Source organism: Enterococcus pseudoavium NBRC 100491, from assembly GCF_001544295.1.
Classification (GTDB): Bacteria; Bacillota; Bacilli; order Lactobacillales; family Enterococcaceae; genus Enterococcus_A; species Enterococcus_A pseudoavium.
Genome location: NZ_BCQF01000005.1, coordinates 21,744 through 40,561, shown reverse-complemented (window position 1 = coordinate 40,561; position 18,818 = coordinate 21,744). Strand labels below are relative to the sequence as shown.

Annotated in this window: 20 protein-coding genes; 18 read left to right on the top strand and 2 right to left on the bottom strand. The window is 41.9% G+C overall.

Annotation, left to right across the window (positions count from 1 at the left end):
* Positions 1–53: 53 nt before the first annotated feature.
* From EP1_RS03780 to EP1_RS03750, 7 genes are all read left to right on the top strand, one after another.
* The gene (locus tag EP1_RS03780) at positions 54–590 is read left to right on the top strand and encodes a 5-formyltetrahydrofolate cyclo-ligase (protein WP_067623669.1); all 537 of its coding nucleotides are present in this window, start codon (positions 54–56) and stop codon (positions 588–590) included.
* A 39-nt stretch (positions 591–629) separates the two neighbouring features.
* Positions 630–1,298, top strand: coding sequence for a rhomboid family intramembrane serine protease (locus EP1_RS03775; protein ID WP_067623665.1), 669 nt, complete (start codon positions 630–632; stop codon positions 1,296–1,298).
* A gap of 196 nt (positions 1,299–1,494) precedes the next feature.
* The gene (locus tag EP1_RS03770) at positions 1,495–1,701 is read left to right on the top strand and encodes a YqgQ family protein (RefSeq protein WP_067623659.1); all 207 of its coding nucleotides are present in this window, start codon (positions 1,495–1,497) and stop codon (positions 1,699–1,701) included.
* Between the two features lies 1 nt (position 1,702).
* Positions 1,703–2,659 carry an ROK family glucokinase gene (locus EP1_RS03765; protein ID WP_067623656.1) on the top strand — a complete coding sequence of 319 codons (957 nt, stop codon included), beginning with the start codon at positions 1,703–1,705 and terminating at the stop codon, positions 2,657–2,659.
* 26 nt (positions 2,660–2,685) lie between these two features.
* Positions 2,686–3,087 (top strand): rhodanese-like domain-containing protein, encoded by a 402-nt coding sequence (locus EP1_RS03760; protein WP_067623653.1) that lies wholly within the window; start codon positions 2,686–2,688, stop codon positions 3,085–3,087.
* Between the two features lie 192 nt (positions 3,088–3,279).
* Positions 3,280–4,092: a sugar-phosphatase gene (yidA, locus tag EP1_RS03755; RefSeq protein WP_067623650.1), complete on the top strand. Its 813-nt coding sequence runs from the start codon at positions 3,280–3,282 to the stop codon at positions 4,090–4,092.
* 114 nt (positions 4,093–4,206) lie between these two features.
* Positions 4,207–5,976, top strand: a complete 1,770-nt coding sequence (locus EP1_RS03750; RefSeq protein WP_067623646.1) for an FAD/NAD(P)-binding protein — start codon at positions 4,207–4,209, stop codon at positions 5,974–5,976.
* Between the two features lie 26 nt (positions 5,977–6,002).
* On the opposite strand, the gene EP1_RS13270 is transcribed toward EP1_RS03750, so the two are convergent.
* The gene (locus tag EP1_RS13270) at positions 6,003–6,170 is read right to left on the bottom strand and encodes a DUF3042 family protein (protein WP_083507483.1); all 168 of its coding nucleotides are present in this window, start codon (positions 6,168–6,170) and stop codon (positions 6,003–6,005) included.
* Between the two features lie 205 nt (positions 6,171–6,375).
* On the opposite strand from EP1_RS13270, the gene galE reads away from it, so the two are divergent.
* The 9 genes from galE to argS all read left to right on the top strand — a co-directional run bounded on the left by galE (position 6,376) and on the right by argS (position 16,053).
* Positions 6,376–7,365, top strand: coding sequence for a UDP-glucose 4-epimerase GalE (galE, locus tag EP1_RS03745; protein ID WP_067623643.1), 990 nt, complete (start codon positions 6,376–6,378; stop codon positions 7,363–7,365).
* Positions 7,366–7,376: 11 nt separating this feature from the next.
* On the top strand, positions 7,377–8,858 hold the full coding sequence (gene galT / locus EP1_RS03740) for a UDP-glucose--hexose-1-phosphate uridylyltransferase (protein WP_067623640.1): 1,482 nt from the start codon (positions 7,377–7,379) through the stop codon (positions 8,856–8,858).
* Between the two features lie 12 nt (positions 8,859–8,870).
* Positions 8,871–9,863 (top strand): LacI family DNA-binding transcriptional regulator, encoded by a 993-nt coding sequence (locus EP1_RS03735; RefSeq protein ID WP_067623636.1) that lies wholly within the window; start codon positions 8,871–8,873, stop codon positions 9,861–9,863.
* 119 nt (positions 9,864–9,982) lie between these two features.
* Entirely contained in the window at positions 9,983–10,690 is a 708-nt protein-coding gene (gene tsaB / locus EP1_RS03730) for a tRNA (adenosine(37)-N6)-threonylcarbamoyltransferase complex dimerization subunit type 1 TsaB (RefSeq protein ID WP_067623633.1), read from the top strand.
* Complete coding sequence (gene rimI, locus EP1_RS03725; protein WP_067623630.1) at positions 10,674–11,222, top strand: ribosomal protein S18-alanine N-acetyltransferase; 549 nt, start codon at positions 10,674–10,676, stop codon at positions 11,220–11,222. The genes tsaB and rimI (EP1_RS03725) overlap by 17 nt, the downstream gene beginning before the upstream one ends.
* A 1-nt stretch (position 11,223) precedes the next feature.
* A complete protein-coding gene (gene rimI, locus EP1_RS03720; protein ID WP_067623626.1) occupies positions 11,224–11,646 on the top strand; it encodes a ribosomal protein S18-alanine N-acetyltransferase in 423 nt (140 codons plus the stop codon).
* Complete coding sequence (gene tsaD / locus EP1_RS03715) at positions 11,639–12,661, top strand: tRNA (adenosine(37)-N6)-threonylcarbamoyltransferase complex transferase subunit TsaD (protein ID WP_067623623.1); 1,023 nt, start codon at positions 11,639–11,641, stop codon at positions 12,659–12,661. Before rimI (EP1_RS03720) ends, tsaD begins: the two co-directional genes overlap by 8 nt.
* A 313-nt stretch (positions 12,662–12,974) precedes the next feature.
* A complete protein-coding gene (gene argF, locus EP1_RS03705; RefSeq protein ID WP_067623618.1) occupies positions 12,975–13,985 on the top strand; it encodes an ornithine carbamoyltransferase in 1,011 nt (336 codons plus the stop codon).
* A 376-nt stretch (positions 13,986–14,361) separates the two neighbouring features.
* On the top strand, positions 14,362–16,053 hold the full coding sequence (gene argS / locus EP1_RS03700; protein WP_067623616.1) for an arginine--tRNA ligase: 1,692 nt from the start codon (positions 14,362–14,364) through the stop codon (positions 16,051–16,053).
* Positions 16,054–16,203: 150 nt separating this feature from the next.
* On the opposite strand, the gene EP1_RS03695 is transcribed toward argS, so the two are convergent.
* Entirely contained in the window at positions 16,204–16,689 is a 486-nt protein-coding gene (locus EP1_RS03695) for an arginine repressor (protein WP_067623613.1), read from the bottom strand.
* Between the two features lie 268 nt (positions 16,690–16,957).
* On the opposite strand from EP1_RS03695, the gene rpsB reads away from it, so the two are divergent.
* Positions 16,958–17,755: a 30S ribosomal protein S2 gene (gene rpsB, locus EP1_RS03690; protein ID WP_067623610.1), complete on the top strand. Its 798-nt coding sequence runs from the start codon at positions 16,958–16,960 to the stop codon at positions 17,753–17,755.
* Positions 17,756–17,836: 81 nt separating this feature from the next.
* Positions 17,837–18,721, top strand: coding sequence for a translation elongation factor Ts (gene tsf, locus EP1_RS03685; RefSeq protein WP_067623607.1), 885 nt, complete (start codon positions 17,837–17,839; stop codon positions 18,719–18,721).
* Positions 18,722–18,818: the final 97 nt, after the last annotated feature.

Sequence of the window (18,818 nt, the reverse complement as noted above, 5' to 3'; positions counted from 1 at the left end):
CTTTTTATTTTGCTGTGATTTTGTTAGTATTTCTAGATAAGAAGGTGTTTGAAATGGAAAAACAAAAACTTAGACAGTTGGCAATCACGCGACTACAGCGGCTTGCTGAAAGTGAAGAACGGTCAGTACAAGTCGATCTGATTCTGACGAAGCTTTTTAAAAGTGACGTATGGCAGACTGCCGCTAGTATTGGTGTGACGATGGCAACCTCCTTTGAATTTCCCACGGACTCAGTGATTCAACAGGCGTTAGCAGCAGGAAAAAAGGTTGCGGTCCCTAAATCACTGCCTCAAGGGAAAATGGTTTTTCATTGGATCGAGGCGGACACACCTTTTTATACTACTAGATTTGGTGTGAAAGAACCCGAGATCGAAGCACTTGCTGAACCGGCTGAATTGGATCTATTGCTTGTTCCAGGGCTTGTCTATAATCAGGCAGGGTATCGGATCGGTTTTGGCGGCGGATATTATGACCGGTATTTAGCAAATTATCAAGGGAAAACCTGCAGTTTGGTCTTTGCTGAACAGTTAATGGAAGATTGGCAGGCAGAAGCTTTTGATCAGCCGATTCAACAACTATTTTTAGCGTAGATAATAGAAATGAAAAAACATAAATGAAAGAGGTAATATATGAGAAAAGAAAAACCTTACGTGATGTACACGCTATTTGCAATCAATACAATCGTTTTTCTGATGCAGTATTTATTCCCTAGCTTGGCGCTGGAAAATCAATTGGGCATGTTTTCACCAGCAGTGATTTGGCAAGAGCAATATTGGCGTTTCATTACACCGATGTTTATTCATTTTGGCTTGATGCACTTTGCCTTAAACGGTGTGGTTCTTTATTATATGGGACAACAATGCGAAGCGATTTTCGGTCATTGGCGTTTTGCCTTGGTTTATTTATTAGGCGGGATCATGGGGAATTTTGCTAGTTTTGCTTTTAATCAGCCGACAACTTTATCCGGTGGCGCTAGCACAGCGATCTTTGGCTTGTTCGGAGCCTTTTTAGTGATTGGGTTACATTACCGAGACAATGGGGCCATTCAGGCCTTGACCCGTCAATTTGCCCTATTCATTTTAATGAATTTGGTTTTTGGCTTGTTTGACTCAACAATTGATATTTGGGGTCATCTAGGTGGTCTAATTGGTGGAGCCCTAGCTGGCTGGGCCGTTGCTGTCCCTTACGGACAAGAACGTTTTACGACACGAGCGCGGATTACAGCTGGTTTGTTCTTCATTTTTGTAACGGTGCTTTTGCTTTTCGCGGGTTTGAGAAACTTTAATCTGTATCAATAATAGCGGACAAATTGTTCGCTTTTTTGGTAGGGAGCAAGCGAGATTTCTTGAGAAACCGGCTGATTCCAATTGCTAGTAGAGAAACAATGCTATAAAATGTAGAATGGACTGGCGGCTGCGTAAAAAAGTCGCGGGAAATAAAAATGGGGCTATAAAAAAAAGATATTTTTCTGTATAATACTAGGGATGTGGTTTGATGGAAAGTTTATATGATGTGCAGCAGCTGTTAAAACAATTCGGTATTTATGTTTATGTTGGAAAACGGATTTACGATATCGAATTGATGCAGATTGAACTGAAAAATTTATATGAGAGTCGTGTGATTGACCGCGATACTTATTTGCAAGGTTGGCGCATTTTAAAACGGGAACATCACATTGAAGAAAGTCGAGAAGGTGACTAGAGTGGATAAAAAATTATTAGGGATTGACTTAGGCGGGACCACCGTTAAATTTGCTATTTTGACGGACGCCGGTGAAATCCAACAAAAATGGAGTATTGAAACAAATGTACTAGATAATGGCTCACACATTGTGCCGGACATTATCGATTCAATCAATCATCATTTAAATTTATATGGCATGCAGCCAGAACAATTCATTGGCATTGGTATGGGGACTCCCGGTAGTGTCGATATTGAAGCCGGTACAGTCATCGGCGCCTACAATTTGAACTGGACGACGTTGCAGCAAGTTAAAAGTGAAATTGAAAAAGGCACAAAAATCAAATTCACGATCGATAACGACGCCAATGTTGCAGCTTTAGGCGAACGCTGGAAAGGCGCTGGCGACAACGAATCAGATGTTGTTTTTATGACCTTAGGAACCGGTGTTGGCGGTGGGATCGTCATGAACGGCCAGTTGCTTCATGGAGTTGCCGGCTGTGCGGGTGAGATTGGTCATGTAACAGTTGATCCAAATGGTTTTGAGTGTACCTGTGGCAAGCGGGGCTGTTTAGAAACTGTCGCAAGTGCAACGGGCGTTGTGCGCGTCGCTCGTCAAATGGCTGAAGAATATGCCGGTAATTCAGAGCTAAAAGCTCGTTTAGACAACGGTGAAGATATCACCAGTAAAGATGTCTTTGAGTTAGCGGAAGAAAACAATGATGATTTGGCCTTGATGGTCGTCGACAAAGTAACCTTTTATCTAGGGTTGGCTTGTGGAAATTTAGGCAATACCTTAAATCCATCCACCATCGTCATCGGCGGGGGCGTATCGGCAGCCGGCGAATTTTTACGTAGCCGAGTAGAAAAATATTTCAAAGAGTTCACTTTCCCGCAAGTTCGAGAAAGTACAAAGATCAAACTAGCAGAGTTAGGCAACGAGGCCGGTGTGATCGGTGCAGCTTCACTAGCAAAATAGATTAAAGGTAAGCGAGGAATCGAATAATGTCAATTTGGTGGAAAATTAATTTTGTACTAATTACCGTGATTGTTTTATATGGACTGTATGAATTGTATGTGCGAATCATGATGAAACGCTCAGCAAAAACGATCACTCAAGAAGAATTTCAAGCAGGGATGCGCAAGGCACAAGTTATCGACGTTCGTGAACGAGATGAATTCAATGCCAAACATATTTTAGGCGCTCGTAGTTTCCCTTATACGATGTTAAAAGAAACTTATGGTTCTTTACGTAAAGATCAACCGATCTATATTTATGACCACAATAAGTCGATCAGTGCCCGAGCTGCGAACTTATTACGCAAAAAAGGCTATACCGATCTATACATTCTCAAAGGCGGAATGCAAGACTGGACCGGGAAAGTAAAACAGAAAAAAGTTGATTAAATCTTAGCGAACGACTAGCTGAATGGCTAGTCGTTTTTCAAATTAAAGAGGTTGTGAAAAAAAGCAATCTAAAATGTGAGGCAATCAGCATTTTCTTATTTAAAGAGGAGCTTACTAGTTATTTACTTGGATTGACGAGACCATCAATTATGCTTATTATGAAAACGAATGAATTTTTTACAGGAGGAAACTATGAGTATAAAATTAGTTGCCATCGATTTAGATGGAACCTTATTAAATGATCATCATGAGATTAATCAACCCGTCGTTGAGGCGATCAAAGCTGCCCGCAAAGCCGGTGTCTATGTCGTTCTTTCGACTGGTCGTCCGCTTTCAGGAACTAAAGCACAGCTGGAAGTTTTGGGGTTAACGAATGACGAGGATTATATCATTACCTATAACGGTGCTTTAGTATTGAATACAAAAACTTGGGAGATTATTGCGGAACATAATTTGACGCGCGAAAATTATTTGGAGATCGACCATCTTGCTCGTTTATTGGATGTTCATCTGCATATAGCCGATAAGCAAGCGATGTATACGGCCAATCGTGATATCAGCCCCTACACGATCTTAGAATCTTATTTAGTTAATATGCCATTGCATTATCGGACGCCAGAGGAGATCGCGGCAGCAGTCTCGCCGATTAAAATGATGATGATCGACGACCCAGAAGTGTTAAGTGCGGCCTTTAAACAGATTCCAGCTGGATATTTTGACAAATATACGATTGTTCGTAGCACGCCTTTCTTCATTGAAGTCTTGAACCCTAAGGCCAGCAAAGGATTAGCCTTAAAAGAATTAAGCGAGCATTTAGGGATTCAACAATCCGAAGTCATGGCGATTGGTGATGCAGAAAACGACCTTTCTATGATCGAATTTGCGGGCACCGGTGTAGCGATGGGAAATGCCAGCGAGACGATTAAAGCAGCTGCTGATTACACGGTTGCAACTAATTTGGAAGATGGTGTCAAAGAAGCCTTTGATCGCTGGGTCTTAAAATAATTTTTGGAGAGTTTCTGATGATTGCATCGTCAGAAGCTTTTTTTGATTGCTTAATTGTCGTTTATTCTCTACTCTTAAATAAAGAGATGAATTTAGCTAAAATGAGGGATGTCTATGAAAAGAGTGGCGATTATTGGTGCGGGACCTTGCGGCTTGAGTATGTTAGATCGATTGATTAAGCAGGCGCCAGCCAACGAAAAAATTGAAATCCTGCTTTTTGACCCAGATGGGCCCGGTGGCAAGGTTTGGCGCGCGGACCAAAATGATCAGGTGATGATGAATACAGTCATGCAGCATGTGACGTTGTTTTCTGAAGATGAAGGACCAAATCTAGCCGAATGGAATCAGACGGAAGCACGTAGATATTTATCTGCTTTAAAGTTGACCCAAACATTTGCAACGGAGCTGCAATTAGATCCGAATGATTATTGTCAGCGACGTTATTACGGAGTTTATCAACGCTGGTTTTTTAGTGAATTGATCCATAAACTGCCAGAAAATATCAAGGTGACTTTGATTGAAGAAACGGTAGTTGATCTGACACTAGTGGAAAAGAGTATGTCACTTCAGGCGTCGAAGCATTATCCGGTGGATCAGGTGATTTTAACGACAGGGCATGCGCAAAATGAGTTGAGTGAAGCTGAAATGGAACTGCAAACATACGCAGATACGCATGGACTTTTTTATCAAGGACCTGCAAATCCGTCAGATGCCGCCCTGGATGAGTTAGTTACGGGCGAGCCGGTGATTTTACGCGGGCTGGGTTTAAGTTTCTTTGATTATCTGGCATTGTTGGTTGCCAGATGGGGCGGTAAGTTCGTTGAAACGGGGAATGGATTAAGCTATGAACCTTCAGGCAAAGAACAACTCTTGATTGTGGGTTCAGGCCGGGGCTTACCTTATCATGCGCGGCCAAAAAATCAAAAGGAGCCGGGTGAAGATGCTGTTCCGCAAATGTTGACGGAGGCATTTATGACGCAATTTCAAGGTAGCGCAGTAGAATTGTTTGATTTGCTGAAAAAAGAGGCGGAGCTAGTTTTTTATCAAAAAAAATTAGCGGCTAGTGAAATCGATGTTGCAAGTTTTTTAGCAGAGTATCGCAAGGGTCAGGGTGAGAATGTTTTGACGAAGTATCGGATTCCGCCGGAACAACGTTTGGTTTGGCAAAAACTCTTTGATCCAGCCAAAGAGGTCGAGCCCTCCGCGTTTCCGACATTTGTCGAGGCCTATTTGAAAAAAGATATCGCTGAAGCAGAGTTAGGCAATCAAAGGGGAGCGATTGCTGCGGCAATTGATACTTATAAAGAATTACAAGCACCGCTTAATTACATGTTGGATCATGAGCATTTCACAGCAAAAGAATATTTTACAGATTTTTTAGGGAGATTTAATCACAATTATCGTTTCCTGACGATTGGTCCACCAGTTATTCGGCAAAAGCAGTTGTTGGCCTTAGCTGAAGCCGGAATTGTCGAATTTTTGGCTCCGGAGATGGTTGTTGAAGGGATAGATGGTACTTTTTTGACATATAGTAAAAAGCATCCTCAACGTTCTTTTAGCGCTAAAAATTTAATCGAGGCGCGATTGCCAACGACCGATTTGAAACGGACTAAAAATCCTTTAGTAGTCCAGCTGAGGGAAAAGGGCTATGTAAGTCCCCATGTGCTAAAGTTCGATGATGAAAAACAGCCAACGGGCGCGCTCTTAGTCCAGCGTTCGACTCATCAAGTAATTGATCAAAAGGGTCGGGTGCTACCGCAACTTTACTGTTTTGGCATTCCACTAGAAGGCTTGGACTGGCTGAATGCCGCTTCTCCTCGGCCTAAAAGTAAAGATCGGATTTTCTATTTAGCTGCTCAAATCGCCAAGCAGATTTATAAATAAAAAAAGAAAGCCACGGCTTTCTTTTTTTATCGTGCGATTCGTTTTCTACGAGCTTTTTTTCGATTTTCATCGATTTTTGATTCTTTTTCTTCGATTGGATCGATGACTTTCTTTTTGACGCCCATCACTACGCTAGCAACTACTGCCGCTGCAGTTAATGTACCGGTAACGAATCCTGAAGCAAATTTACGCATCGTTTCATCACTCCTTTCTAGGCTATAAAAAATCCTTTTCGAGCCAAAAGCTAATTACAAAAATAAATAGCCATTACTATAACTCCATTATGAAGCAAAAGTAAAAAAATGAAAAGCTTAATGAATGAAGGAAGAAGGTCTTGCAATTATTTAGTAAACAAATTATAATTTGTTTACTAAATAAAACATGGCAGGAGTAGAGGGAATGGCAATTCTAGTTTTAGGTGGCGCAGGATACATCGGTTCGCATACAGTGGATAAGTTGGTTTCACAAAATTATGAGGTCGTAGTAGTCGATAATTTATTGACGGGGCATCGTCAAGCGGTCCACCCTCAGGCAAAATTTTATGAAGGCGACTGTCGGGATAAAGCTTTTTTGACAGAGGTCTTTGAAAAAGAAAACATTGAAGGCGTGGTCCATTTCGCAGCCAGCTCATTAGTCGGTGAATCGGTTGAAAAACCCTTGAAATATTTTAACAACAATGTGGTTGGGATGGAAATCTTGCTTGAAGTGATGGAAGCATTCGGTGTGAAAAACATCGTCTTCTCTTCGACTGCAGCGACTTATGGAGAACCTGGTGTTTCCCCAATCGACGAGGAAGTACCAACAAATCCTAAAAACCCTTATGGCGAAAGCAAATTAATGATGGAAAAAATGATGAAATGGTGCGATAACGCTTATGGTATGCGTTATGTTGCTTTACGTTATTTCAATGTAGCTGGTGCTAAAGCCGATGCCAGCATCGGTGAAGACCATGATCCAGAGACCCATTTAGTGCCGATCATTTTACAAGTTGCCTTGGGTCAACGGGAGCATTTGACGATTTTTGGTGATGATTATGATACCCCAGATGGCACTTGTATCCGAGATTATGTACAAGTGGAAGATTTAGCGGCAGCCCATATCTTAGCATTAGAGTATTTAAAAGCGGGCAATCCAAGTAATTTCTTCAATCTAGGTTCAAACAACGGCTATTCGGTCAAAGAAATGTTAGATGCAGCCCGTGAAGTTACCGGAAAAGAAATTCCTGCCGAAATTGGGGCGCGTCGCGCGGGTGATCCAAGTCGTTTAGTGGCATCTAGCGAAAAAGTCAAAGCCACTTTAGGTTGGCAGCCGCAATATACTGATATTAAAGCAATCATTGAAACCGCATGGAATTGGCATGTCAGTCATCCCCACGGTTATGAAGATTAGGAGGTCGCAACGTGTCAGTCAGTCAAACTGTTAGAGATTTTGTTACGTTAGCCATTCAATCAGGTGGGTGGATGGAAATGGATCGTTTGTATCTAGAAAATCGGGTCATCGCACTGATTGGCGAAAATTCTTTAGCCCAAGCTGAAATGCGTCAAGTTACTGAAAGTGCCGTAGAGCTGGTGGATCGACTGTTAGCACAAGCCCAGAAAAATCAAGTCGTCACGGAGTTACCAGCAGGAAAAGAGCTGCTAGCCGCTCAATTGATGGACTTGATGACTCCACCGCCTTCGGTTGTAAACGCCTATTTTGCTCAATACTACTCGAAAGATCCGGTACAAGCGACGGATTATTTCTTTAAACTAAGTAAAGACAATGATTACATCAAGACCCGTGAGCTTGCTCGTAATATTATTTTTCCGGCTAAAACGGAATACGGTGAATTAGAAATCACCATTAACCTGTCAAAACCAGAAAAAGATCCGAAACAGATCGCCGCAGAACGCCAAGCGGAAAAAGTCGACTATCCGAAGTGTCTGTTGTGTATGGAAAATGAAGGCTACAAAGGGCGCTTGAATTATCCAGCCCGGACCAATCACCGGATCATTCGGATGAATCTTGACGGTGAAAGCTGGGGCTTCCAATATTCACCCTATGCCTATTACAATGAACACTGCATCATTTTGTCGGAAGAACATCGTCCAATGAAAATCACCAAAGCAACCTTCCAGCGTTTATTGAAGATCACGGAAGTCTTGCCTCATTATTTTGTTGGCTCTAATGCTGATTTGCCGATCGTCGGCGGATCGATTCTGGCCCACGATCATTATCAAGGAGGGCGGCATACTTTCCCAATGGCGATAGCAGAAATGGAGCGGAGCTTTGAACTAGCCGATTATCCAGAGGTCAAAGCCGGCATCGTCAAATGGCCGATGTCTGTGATACGCCTACAAGGCAAACAGCCGCAAGATTTAGTCGCTGCAGCTGAAATGATCTTTAAAAAATGGCAGTCCTATTCGGATGAAACGTTACAAATCGTGGCCCGTACGGCAGATGGCACAGCCCACCATACGATCACGCCAATCGCGCGCCGCAACGGTGAACTATTTGAAATGGATCTTGTGCTGCGGGATAACAATGTGTCAGCAGAATTTCCTGATGGGATTTTCCATCCTCATCCAGATGTTCAGCACATCAAAAAGGAAAACATCGGATTGATTGAGGTGATGGGCTTGGCGGTCTTACCACCACGCTTAGAACCTGAATTGAAGGAAGTTGAGAAATATTTATTAGCTGAAGAAAATACCATTGCTGAGTACCACAAACCATGGGCTGATCAATTAAAAGCGGACAATCAAATCACCCAAGAAAATGTGACAGCAATCGTCCAAAAAGCCGTAGGCGTCGTTTTTGCGCGGGTACTGGAAGATGCCGGTGTTTTTAAACGGGATGCTGCCGGTCAAGCGGGCTTTACACGCTTCATCGAGACGTTGTAGAAGGAGGCTGCGATGGCAACTATTCGAGATATTGCAAAACTTGCCGGGGTTTCACCGGCGACCGTTTCCCGCGTATTAAATTATGATCAAGAATTATCCGTCGCACAGGAAACAAAGCAGCGCATCTTTGAAGTCGCTGAAGAGCTGAACTATACAAAGCATAAACGAGTCAATAAAGTTGGCAAGTCGGTGATTCGTTTCGTTCAATGGTATGACCAAGCCGAAGAATTGGCCGATCTGTATTATTTGTCGATTCGTTTGGGGATTGAGAAGAAGGCTGAAGAATTAAATATTCAGATTCAACGAGAAGCATTGAACGAACTATCTGATAATCAGGTCAGCGGGACGATTGCTTTGGGCAAGTTTGATGCTGAGCAGATTCGGCAGTTAAAACAATTAGACGAGAACTTGTTGTTTGTCGATTTTGACGGTATGAAGCTCGGGGTCGATTCGCTCGTGGTGGATTTTGATCAAAGTTTGGATCTGGTGATCGATCATTTTATCCAACAAGGCCATCAAAAAATCGGGATTCTTTCAGGTGAAGAAAAAACCAAACACAATCTACAGCCGATTGAAGATCCTCGATTGCAGGCTTTCAAAAAGAAATTGACTCAGCTGAATCTTTATCGGCCAGAATTTACGCTGACAGCTGCCTTTTCAATGGAGGCTGGGAAACAGGCCATGACAGAATTCTTAGCCAGCCATCAAGAGCGTCCCAACGCTTTGTTTGCTTCGAGTGATGCGTTGGCAGTCGGGGCGATGCAAGCAATCCAAGCAGCCGGCTTACGTATTCCAGAAGATATCGCGGTAGTTGGTTTCAATGATGTCAGTGTCGCAAAATATGTTTTGCCAGCACTGTCAACGGTCAAAGTTGAAACGGAGTGGATGGGGGAATTAGCCGTGACTACTATTTTAGAGTTGGCGAAAGAACTTTCCCCCGTCCCACGAAAAATTATGCTAGGGACTCGTTTGATTCAACGCGACTCCAGTCACAAAAAAGAGTAGCTTATTCAGTTACTCTTTTTTGCTGTTCAGGAAAGCAGAAAACTTTGAACAGCTAGTAGGAAAGCAAAACGACTTTGTGTTAAACTATTGCTATCTTAAATGTGAGGAAATGAACTTTTATGAAATTATTAGCGATGGATACATCCAATCAAACATTAGCGGTGGCAGTCTTAGAAGACGAAAAAGTACTGGCGCACTTTCAATTAAATCGCAAAATGAATCATAGCTTGACGCTGATGCCAGCGATTGACTCGGTCATGCAAGCTAGCGGGTTAAAGCCCCAGGATTTGCAGCGAATCGTGGTAGCGGTGGGACCGGGTTCGTATACTGGTATAAGAATCGCGGTGACTACCGCAAAAACATTAGCGGAGACCTTGGCTATTGAATTGACGACGGTTTCCAGTTTGGCGGTAATTGCCGGCAATAGTCGAACCGAGCGTTTAATTGTTGCTTTAATGGATGCTCGTCGTAACAATGTCTATGCCGGTGTCTATCGTTGGAAAAATCAGCAACTGGAGGCAGTTTTAGCGGATCAGCATATTCCTTTAGAAGATTTACTGTCCCAGATTAAAGAGCCGGCTTTGTTTGTCGGTGAAACCGCAAAATTCAAAGAACAGATCATAACAGCCTTGCCAAGCGCCGAAATTGCGGAAGCAGATGAAATCAATTTACCAAACGGAATCGTCCTTGGGAAATTGGGTTTTCAAGCAGAACCGGTCGAAAATATTCATGGCTTAGTACCAGCATATTTGAAACGGGTAGAAGCGGAGGAAAAATGGCTCGAAACACATCAACCAGGGGACGAGAACTATGTTGAAAAAATTTAGCGGTCTCGTAAAGACAATCCTGTATGGAAAGCAATATCCCTTTGAGGTGAAACAAGTCACTTTAATGAATGAAGTGTTTTTCGTGCGAAAAATCGTTGATCAAGATATCAAAGAACTGATTGCACTAGAACGAGATGTTTATTTTGGCGAGACCCCTTGGACCAAGAGTGCTTTTCTTTCAGAAATTCACTCGCCGATCCCACATTTATACATCTGTATTGTCACAGAGCAAGAGGAGTTGGCCGGATTTGTCGGCGGCCGTTTAATCGGGGATGATACCCACATTACTAACGTAGCAGTAGCAACGGCCTTTCAAAATCGTGGCATCGGTCAGCTATTGATTGACGAAGTAGAAAAATTCGCTATAATGAACGATTGTGAAACCCTTTCGTTGGAAGTCCGCCTGAGTAATACCGATGCCCAACGTTTGTATCGCCGCTTGGGGTTTGTTGCGCGGAATATTCGCAAAAATTATTATACCGAGAATAACGAAGATGCTTTGGATATGATTAAACGTTTGGAAGTGAATTAAGTTGGAAGAGTTAGCCCGCAAGTTTTGGGAGATCAGTCAAGTATCCTATGCTTTTGGCTCCCCTTGGACCAGCGCTCAATTTGCTAGTGATTTGAATCAAACGCACAGTCATTATTTTATTGACGAAAGCGACGAGGCTTTTCTAGGATTTCATCAAGTCTGTGATGAAATCGAGATCACTAATATCGCGACGAAAGTCAAGGGCCGGGGCGATGGCCGACGTTTAATGGAACGTTTAGTTGCGCATGCTGAAGCACAGAAAATTGCCAGTATTTTTTTGGAAGTACGTGCTTCGAATCAAGAGGCGCGTCTTTTTTATGAAAAGGCTGGCTTTCAAGTGATCGGCACGCGGAAAAATTATTATCAACACCCGCAAGAAGATGCGGTATTGATGTCTTTGAAAGTAGGAAATTCAGATGAGTAAAACAGAACTTATTTTAGCCATTGAAAGTAGCTGTGACGAAACAAGCGTCGCAGTCATCGAAAATGGCGAAAAGATCCTGTCAAATATTGTTGCTTCACAAATAAATAGTCATAAACGGTTTGGTGGCGTTGTGCCAGAAGTTGCCAGTCGTCATCATGTCGAACAGATTACGCTTTGTATTGAAGAAGCACTGAGGGAGGCTGCTGTTACAACACAAGATCTACGAGCAGTCGCAGTCACTTACGGTCCTGGTTTAGTGGGGGCTTTATTGATTGGCTTGAGTGCCGCCAAAGCTTTTGCCTGGGCTAACGGTTTGCCGTTGTTGCCCATCAATCATATGGCGGGGCATATTTATGCGGCCCGTCTAGTTGAACCGTTAGTATTTCCTCTGATGGCTTTATTAGTTAGCGGTGGTCATACAGAATTGGTTTATATGGCTGAAGATGGTTCCTTTGAAATTATTGGCGAAACGCGCGATGACGCAGCTGGCGAGGCTTACGATAAAGTTGGTCGCGTGCTAGGCTTGAGTTATCCCAGTGGAAAAGAAATCGATGAGCTGGCCCATCAAGGCAAAGATACCTATGATTTTCCCCGTGCCATGATTAAAGAAGATAATTTTGATTTCAGTTTCAGCGGATTGAAAAGTGCGTTTATTAATTTGACCCACAATGCCGAACAACGTGGGGAACAGCTGGATCGCAATGATTTAGCCGCCAGTTTTCAAGCAAGTGTTGTAGAAGTCTTGGTGACTAAAACGCTTAAGGCTTGTAAAGCTTATCCGGTCAAGCAATTGATTGTAGCGGGAGGAGTCGCGGCCAATCGTGGCCTGCGTGAAGCAATGTCTGCAGCCATCGCAGACGAAATGCCAGAGGTTCAATTAATCGTACCACCCCTGCGTTTATGTGGGGATAATGCTGCGATGATTGGTGCGGCAGCTCATGTTGAATTACAAAAACATCATTTTGCTGGTCTGAGTCTGAATGCCAATCCAAGTTTGGCTTTTCAACATATTTAAGCAAGCAGATGAAAATTTAAATTTTAGAAAAAAAGATTGTGGTAAAAGCGGTCAGCTGCAAGAAATTTCGGCTTATTTCCGAAAAAGCGACTTTGAGAATACCATTTATTCAGAAAAGAGGAAGGTGTGGCAAGAGTCACACCTTCCTCTTTTTTCGCTTTTCGTTGAAAATACGATTCCGCGAATGGAAAATTCGAAGTTTATAAACAGAAATAGAAAATTTACTTGCTACTTGATAATTATTCAGTTATTATGAATAAAAATAAAGTATTAACGGTTTGGGCGAATGAATATTCAAAACGGAGGGACTAAGATGACAAATATTTTTCAAGGGCGAAGTTTTTTAAAAGAGATCGACTTTAGCAAAGCAGAATTGCTTTATCTAATTGATTTTGCGGCTCATTTAAAAGCATTGAAGCAGCAAAATATTCCTCATAAATATTTGGCGGGGAAAAATATCGCTTTATTATTTGAGAAAACATCTACGCGAACACGTGCAGCATTTACGACAGCGGCAATCGATCTAGGTGCGCATCCAGAATATCTTGGGAAAAATGATATTCAATTAGGCAAAAAAGAATCGGTGGAAGACACCGCTAAAGTTTTAGGCAGTATGTTTGACGGGATTGAATATCGCGGTTTTTCACAAACAGCCGTCGAAGCGTTGGCAGAGCATTCAGGTGTGCCGGTTTGGAATGGTTTGACGGATGAGTGGCATCCGACACAAATGCTGGCTGATTTTTTAACGATCAAGGAACATTTCGGCACGCTGGAAGGGCTAACCTTAGCTTATGTCGGTGACGGGCGGAATAACGTGGCCAATTCACTTTTAATTACTAGTGCGATTTTAGGGGTAAATATTTCGATCGTGACGCCAAAACAACTGTATCCTGCACAAGATTTGATTACATTAGCAGAAAAATATGGCCAAGAATCCCAAGCTAAAATTTTAGTGACCGATGATATCGATCACGGCGTTGCTCAAGCGGATATTGTGTATACGGATGTTTGGGTATCGATGGGGGAAGAAGCCACCTATCAAGAACGAATTGATTTATTATTGCCGTATCAAGTCAACGAGGCGTTGATGGCAAAAACCAAAGCGGATTCGATCTTCTTACATTGTTTGCCAGCTTTTCACGATTTAGCGACGGAAGTAGCTGCAGAGATCAAAGCGAAGTATGGTTTAGCAGAGATGGAAGTCACTGATGTAGTTTTTCGCAGTGAGAAAGCTTTACAGTTTCAACAAGCGGAAAACCGGATGCATACGATTAAAGCGGTGATGGCGGCGACATTAGGCAACCTCTTTATTCCAAAAGCTTAATAATTACTTTTAGACTAGTCAGATGAAGATTTTTCTGTTAGTATTATGCCAGATAAATCATTCATCGATGAAAAAGAGAAGTCTATGGTCTGTTTTGCAGCGAGTTCGGGCAGGTGGAAGCCGGATAAACAAAAATAGAGGGCGCACTTTTGAGGTGAACCGGCAGCTACCGTTATAGCCTAAGTTGGTCATTTTTTTGACAATAAGAGTGGTACCGCGGGAATTCTCGTCTCTGATGCAGATATGCATCAGAGGCTTTTTTTGTATCTTTTGGTCTGGACTATTCTTGTAGGCCGAAAATACTTTCCTCGGAAATAACACTGAAAAAGCACAGTCAACTTAGCAAAATTAGATCAATTTTATAGGAGGAATTTGAATGAATAATCAAGAAATCGTTGCTCAAGCAGTTTTTGAAGTCGTTAAAGACCATTTAGCGTTGCCTGAAGTGGAGCGGCTATTAGAGAATCCTAAATCAGCCGATCACGGAGATGTTGCTTTTCCGACGTTTGCTTTGGCCAAAGTTTTCCGTAAGGCCCCTCAGCAAATCGCGGCAGAATTAGCTGAGCAGATCAATCCGGAAGCCTTTGAAAAAATCGAGGTGGTGGGACCATACTTGAACTTCTTTATGAAAAAGGAAGTCGTCTCTAGCATGGTCTTGAAACAAATCGCGAAAGAGGCGAATCATTTTGGCGATAGTACTATCGGGAATGCCGGCAATGTAACCATCGATATGTCTTCACCAAATATCGCGAAACCAATCTCAATGGGGCATTTACGCTCAACGGTGATCGGCAATTCAATCAGTCTGATTTTGACTAAAATTGGCTACCATCCGATTAAAATCAATCACTTAGGGGACTGGGGGACTCAATTTGGTAAATTAATCGTAGCTTATAAAAAATGGGGCTCTGAGGAAAAGGTTAAGGCTGAACCAATCAACGAATTATTACATTTGTATGTTGAGTTCCATGAAAAAGCTGAAACAGATCCATCCTTAAATGATGAAGCACGGGCTTGGTTCAAAAAATTGGAAGAAGATGATGCCGAAGCACTAGCGTTATGGAAATGGTTCCGCAGTGAATCATTGACTGAATTCAATAAAATTTACAATATGTTGGAAGTTGAATTTGATTCATATAACGGCGAAGCCTTTTATAACGACAAAATGGATGAAGTCGTTACAATGCTAGAAGAAAAACATCTGTTACAAACTAGTGAAGGGGCCGAGATCGTCAACCTTGAGCAATATAACTTGAATCCCGCTCTAATCAAAAAATCAGATGGCGCGACATTGTACATTACTCGCGATTTATCTGCGGCGCTTTACCGTAAACGGGAATACAATTTTGTGAAATCATTGTATGTCGTTGGCAACGAACAAAGCGGGCATTTTAAACAGTTAAAAGCCGTCTTGACTGAAATGGGCTTTGACTGGTCAGATGAAATGGTCCATGTGCCATTCGGCTTGATCACCAAAGATGGTAAAAAATTATCGACTCGTAAAGGCAAGATCGTTCTATTAGAAGAAGTCTTAAGTGAAGCGAAAGATTTAGCGCTAGCACAAATTCAAGAAAAAAATCCTGATCTGCCAAATCAAGCTGAGGTCGCTCATCAAGTCGGTGTAGGTGCAGTCATCTTCCACGATTTGAAAAATGATCGCTTGAATAATTTCGATTTCAATTTAGAAGAAGTCGTCCGTTTCGAAGGTGAAACCGGGCCGTATGTCCAATACACACACGCGCGGGCAATGTCGATCTTGGAAAAAGCTAATTTTACAGTTGATCCAGAAGCCGTCTACGCCTTAAATGATCCCGACAGCTGGGAAATTATCAAATTATTGCAAAGCTATCCGGAAGTTGTGATGCAAGCCGCAGATCAATACGAACCATCGGTGATCGCTAAACATGCTATCCGCGTGGCGCAAGCCTTTAATAAATACTATGCCCATACAAAAGTTTTAGTGGAAGACGAACAAAAAGCTGCTCGTCTGGCATTGGTTCATGCAGTGGCGGTCATCTTGAAAGAAGATTTACGTCTATTAGGTGTTCATGCTCCAAACAAAATGTAAGGTTGAAAACGAGAAGCGCTAGGGAAATCCTAGGCGCTTCTTTTTTGCTAGACTTACTCTTGTAAATAAAAAAAACAGGATTGAAACGTTTAAACGTCTCGATCCTGATTTTATAAGTTGCTGTTCATAAGAATTCTTTTGATACTATAATTAGTTTTGTAGAAAAATTGTGGTATTTGTCGGATTTTGGAAAAAAGCGGTAACTTGTTGGGCATCTTCAGGTGTTCTGGAAATAATAATGATCGTATCGAAACTAGCCATCGTTGCGACGATCATTTCGCTGGAAAGGTCGTCTAAAACGGAAGCTAATAAATGAGCATTGTCTGGTAACGTATTTACAATCGTCATGAATTGGACCGTGTCCACCTTAACGATTACCTCGTTCGTCATCCGGATCAAACGTTTGATATCGTCGTCTTCAGTGGGGATCTGTGGCTCTAGAAAGATTTCAAAGCGTGGTTTGCCTGAGTCATCAATCGTTTTGACAATCTTCAAATCGCGGATATCGCGTGAAATCGTTGCTTGGGTGGCCGAAACATGAAGTTGTTGCAAATAATCCATCAATTCGTTTTGATTACGAATGGGATGTTCTGAAATGATCTGCTTGATTAATTCGTGTCGTTCTTTCTTGCGCATAAAAATTCTCCTAGTAGATAATTATGCACTCAGTATAGCAGAAAAAGTTTTTTTAAACAGTATTCCTTAATAAATATTAATCCGGCAAAAGGAAAATAAAAAAGATTGATTTATTAAAAAGACTCTTGTATAATTACTAATTGTGTGTAGGGAACTACACATGAAAATCCACATTCTGATTTGATTTATAAGGCGGTGCTGCTAGTCAGTTCCTTATAAAAACGAGAGCAGAAGAGGAAAACAAAAAAACCAATTGGAGGAAACACAAATGTCAGTATTGTCTATGAAACAATTACTAGAAGCCGGCGTACACTTTGGTCACCAAACTCGTCGCTGGAACCCAAAAATGAAGAAATATATCTTCACTGAAAGAAACGGAATCTACATCATTGACTTGCAAAAAACAGTTAAATTAGTAGATGCAGCTTACGATTACATGAAAGACGTTGCAGAAGATGGCGGCGTTGCATTATTCGTTGGTACTAAAAAACAAGCTCAAGAAGCAATCAAAGAAGAAGCGACTCGCGCTGGTCAATACTATGTAAACCACCGTTGGTTAGGCGGAACTTTAACAAACTGGGACACAATCCAAAAACGGATCGCTCGTTTGAAACAAATCAATGCAATGGAACAAGACGGTACTTTCGAAGTATTGCCTAAAAAAGAAGTTGTTGGTTTAAACAAAGAACGTGAACGTTTAGAAAAATTCTTAGGCGGTATCGCTGATATGCCTCGCATCCCAGATGTTATGTATATTGTTGATCCTCGTAAAGAACGTATTGCTGTTCAAGAAGCACATAAATTGAACATCCCAATCGTTGCTATGGTTGATACAAACTGCGATCCAGATGAAATCGACGTAGTAATCCCTTCAAATGACGATGCTATTCGCGCTGTGAAATTGATCACTGCTAAAATGGCTGATGCATTCATCGAAGGTAACCAAGGTGAAGATCAAGTAGCAGAAGCAGACTTCGCAACTGAAGATGGCGGACAAGCAACTTCAATCGAAGAAATCGTTGATGTAGTGGAAGGCGACAACGCTTCTACTGAATCAGCTGAATAATTTCGTAGCATATGCTGCTTCAAAGTAAATATTTTCCTTTGAAGCAGCTTTTTTTAGAAAATCTAAGGAGGCCCATTAAAAATGGCAGACGTAACAGCTAAATTAGTAAAAGAACTACGTGACATGACTGGCGTAGGAATGATGGATGCAAAACGTGCATTAGTAGAAGTAGAAGGCGACATTGAAAAAGCTGTTGATCTTTTACGTGAAAAAGGAATGGCTAAAGCAGCTAAGAAAAATGACCGAATCGCTGCTGAAGGATTAGCTTCAGTTGCAGTTAATGGGAATACTGCTGCAATCGTTGAAGTAAACTCTGAAACAGACTTTGTTTCTAAAAACGAAATGTTCCAAAACTTAGTTAAAGAAATTGCAGAATTAGTGGCTGAACACAAACCAGCTGACATGGAAGCTGCAATGAAATTAACAAACGCTAAAGGTGAAACTTTAGAAGCTGCATTAATCGAAGCAACACAAGTTATCGGTGAAAAAATCAGCTTCCGTCGTTTCGAAATCGTTGAAAAAGACGACAACGCTGCATTTGGCGGTTATTTACACATGGGCGGACGGATCGCTGTTTTAGCACTATTAAACGGCACAACTGACGAAACAGTTGCTAAAGACGTAGCAATGCACGTAGCAGCTATCAACCCTCGTTACGTGGACGAAAGCCAAATCCCTGAATCAGAATTAGAACACGAAAAAGCTGTTTTAACTGAACAAGCTTTAAATGAAGGCAAACCAGCGAACATCGTTGATAAAATGGTTATCGGCCGCTTGAAGAAATTCAAAGCTGAGATTGCTTTAGTTGACCAACCATTCGTTAAAGATCCTGATATGACTGTTGAACAATATGTCGCTTCTAAAGGCGCAACAGTTGCAAGCTTCGTTCGTTTCGAAGTCGGCGAAGGTATCGAAAAACGCGAAGATAACTTTGTTGAAGAAGTTATGAGCCAAATCAAAAAATAATTCTGTTTTCTAAACAGTCGGGAACGCACGGAAATAGTGCGCTCCCTTTTTTTAAGGCTAGAAGAGAAGTTTGGCAATTTTCATGCTAAAGAAGTTG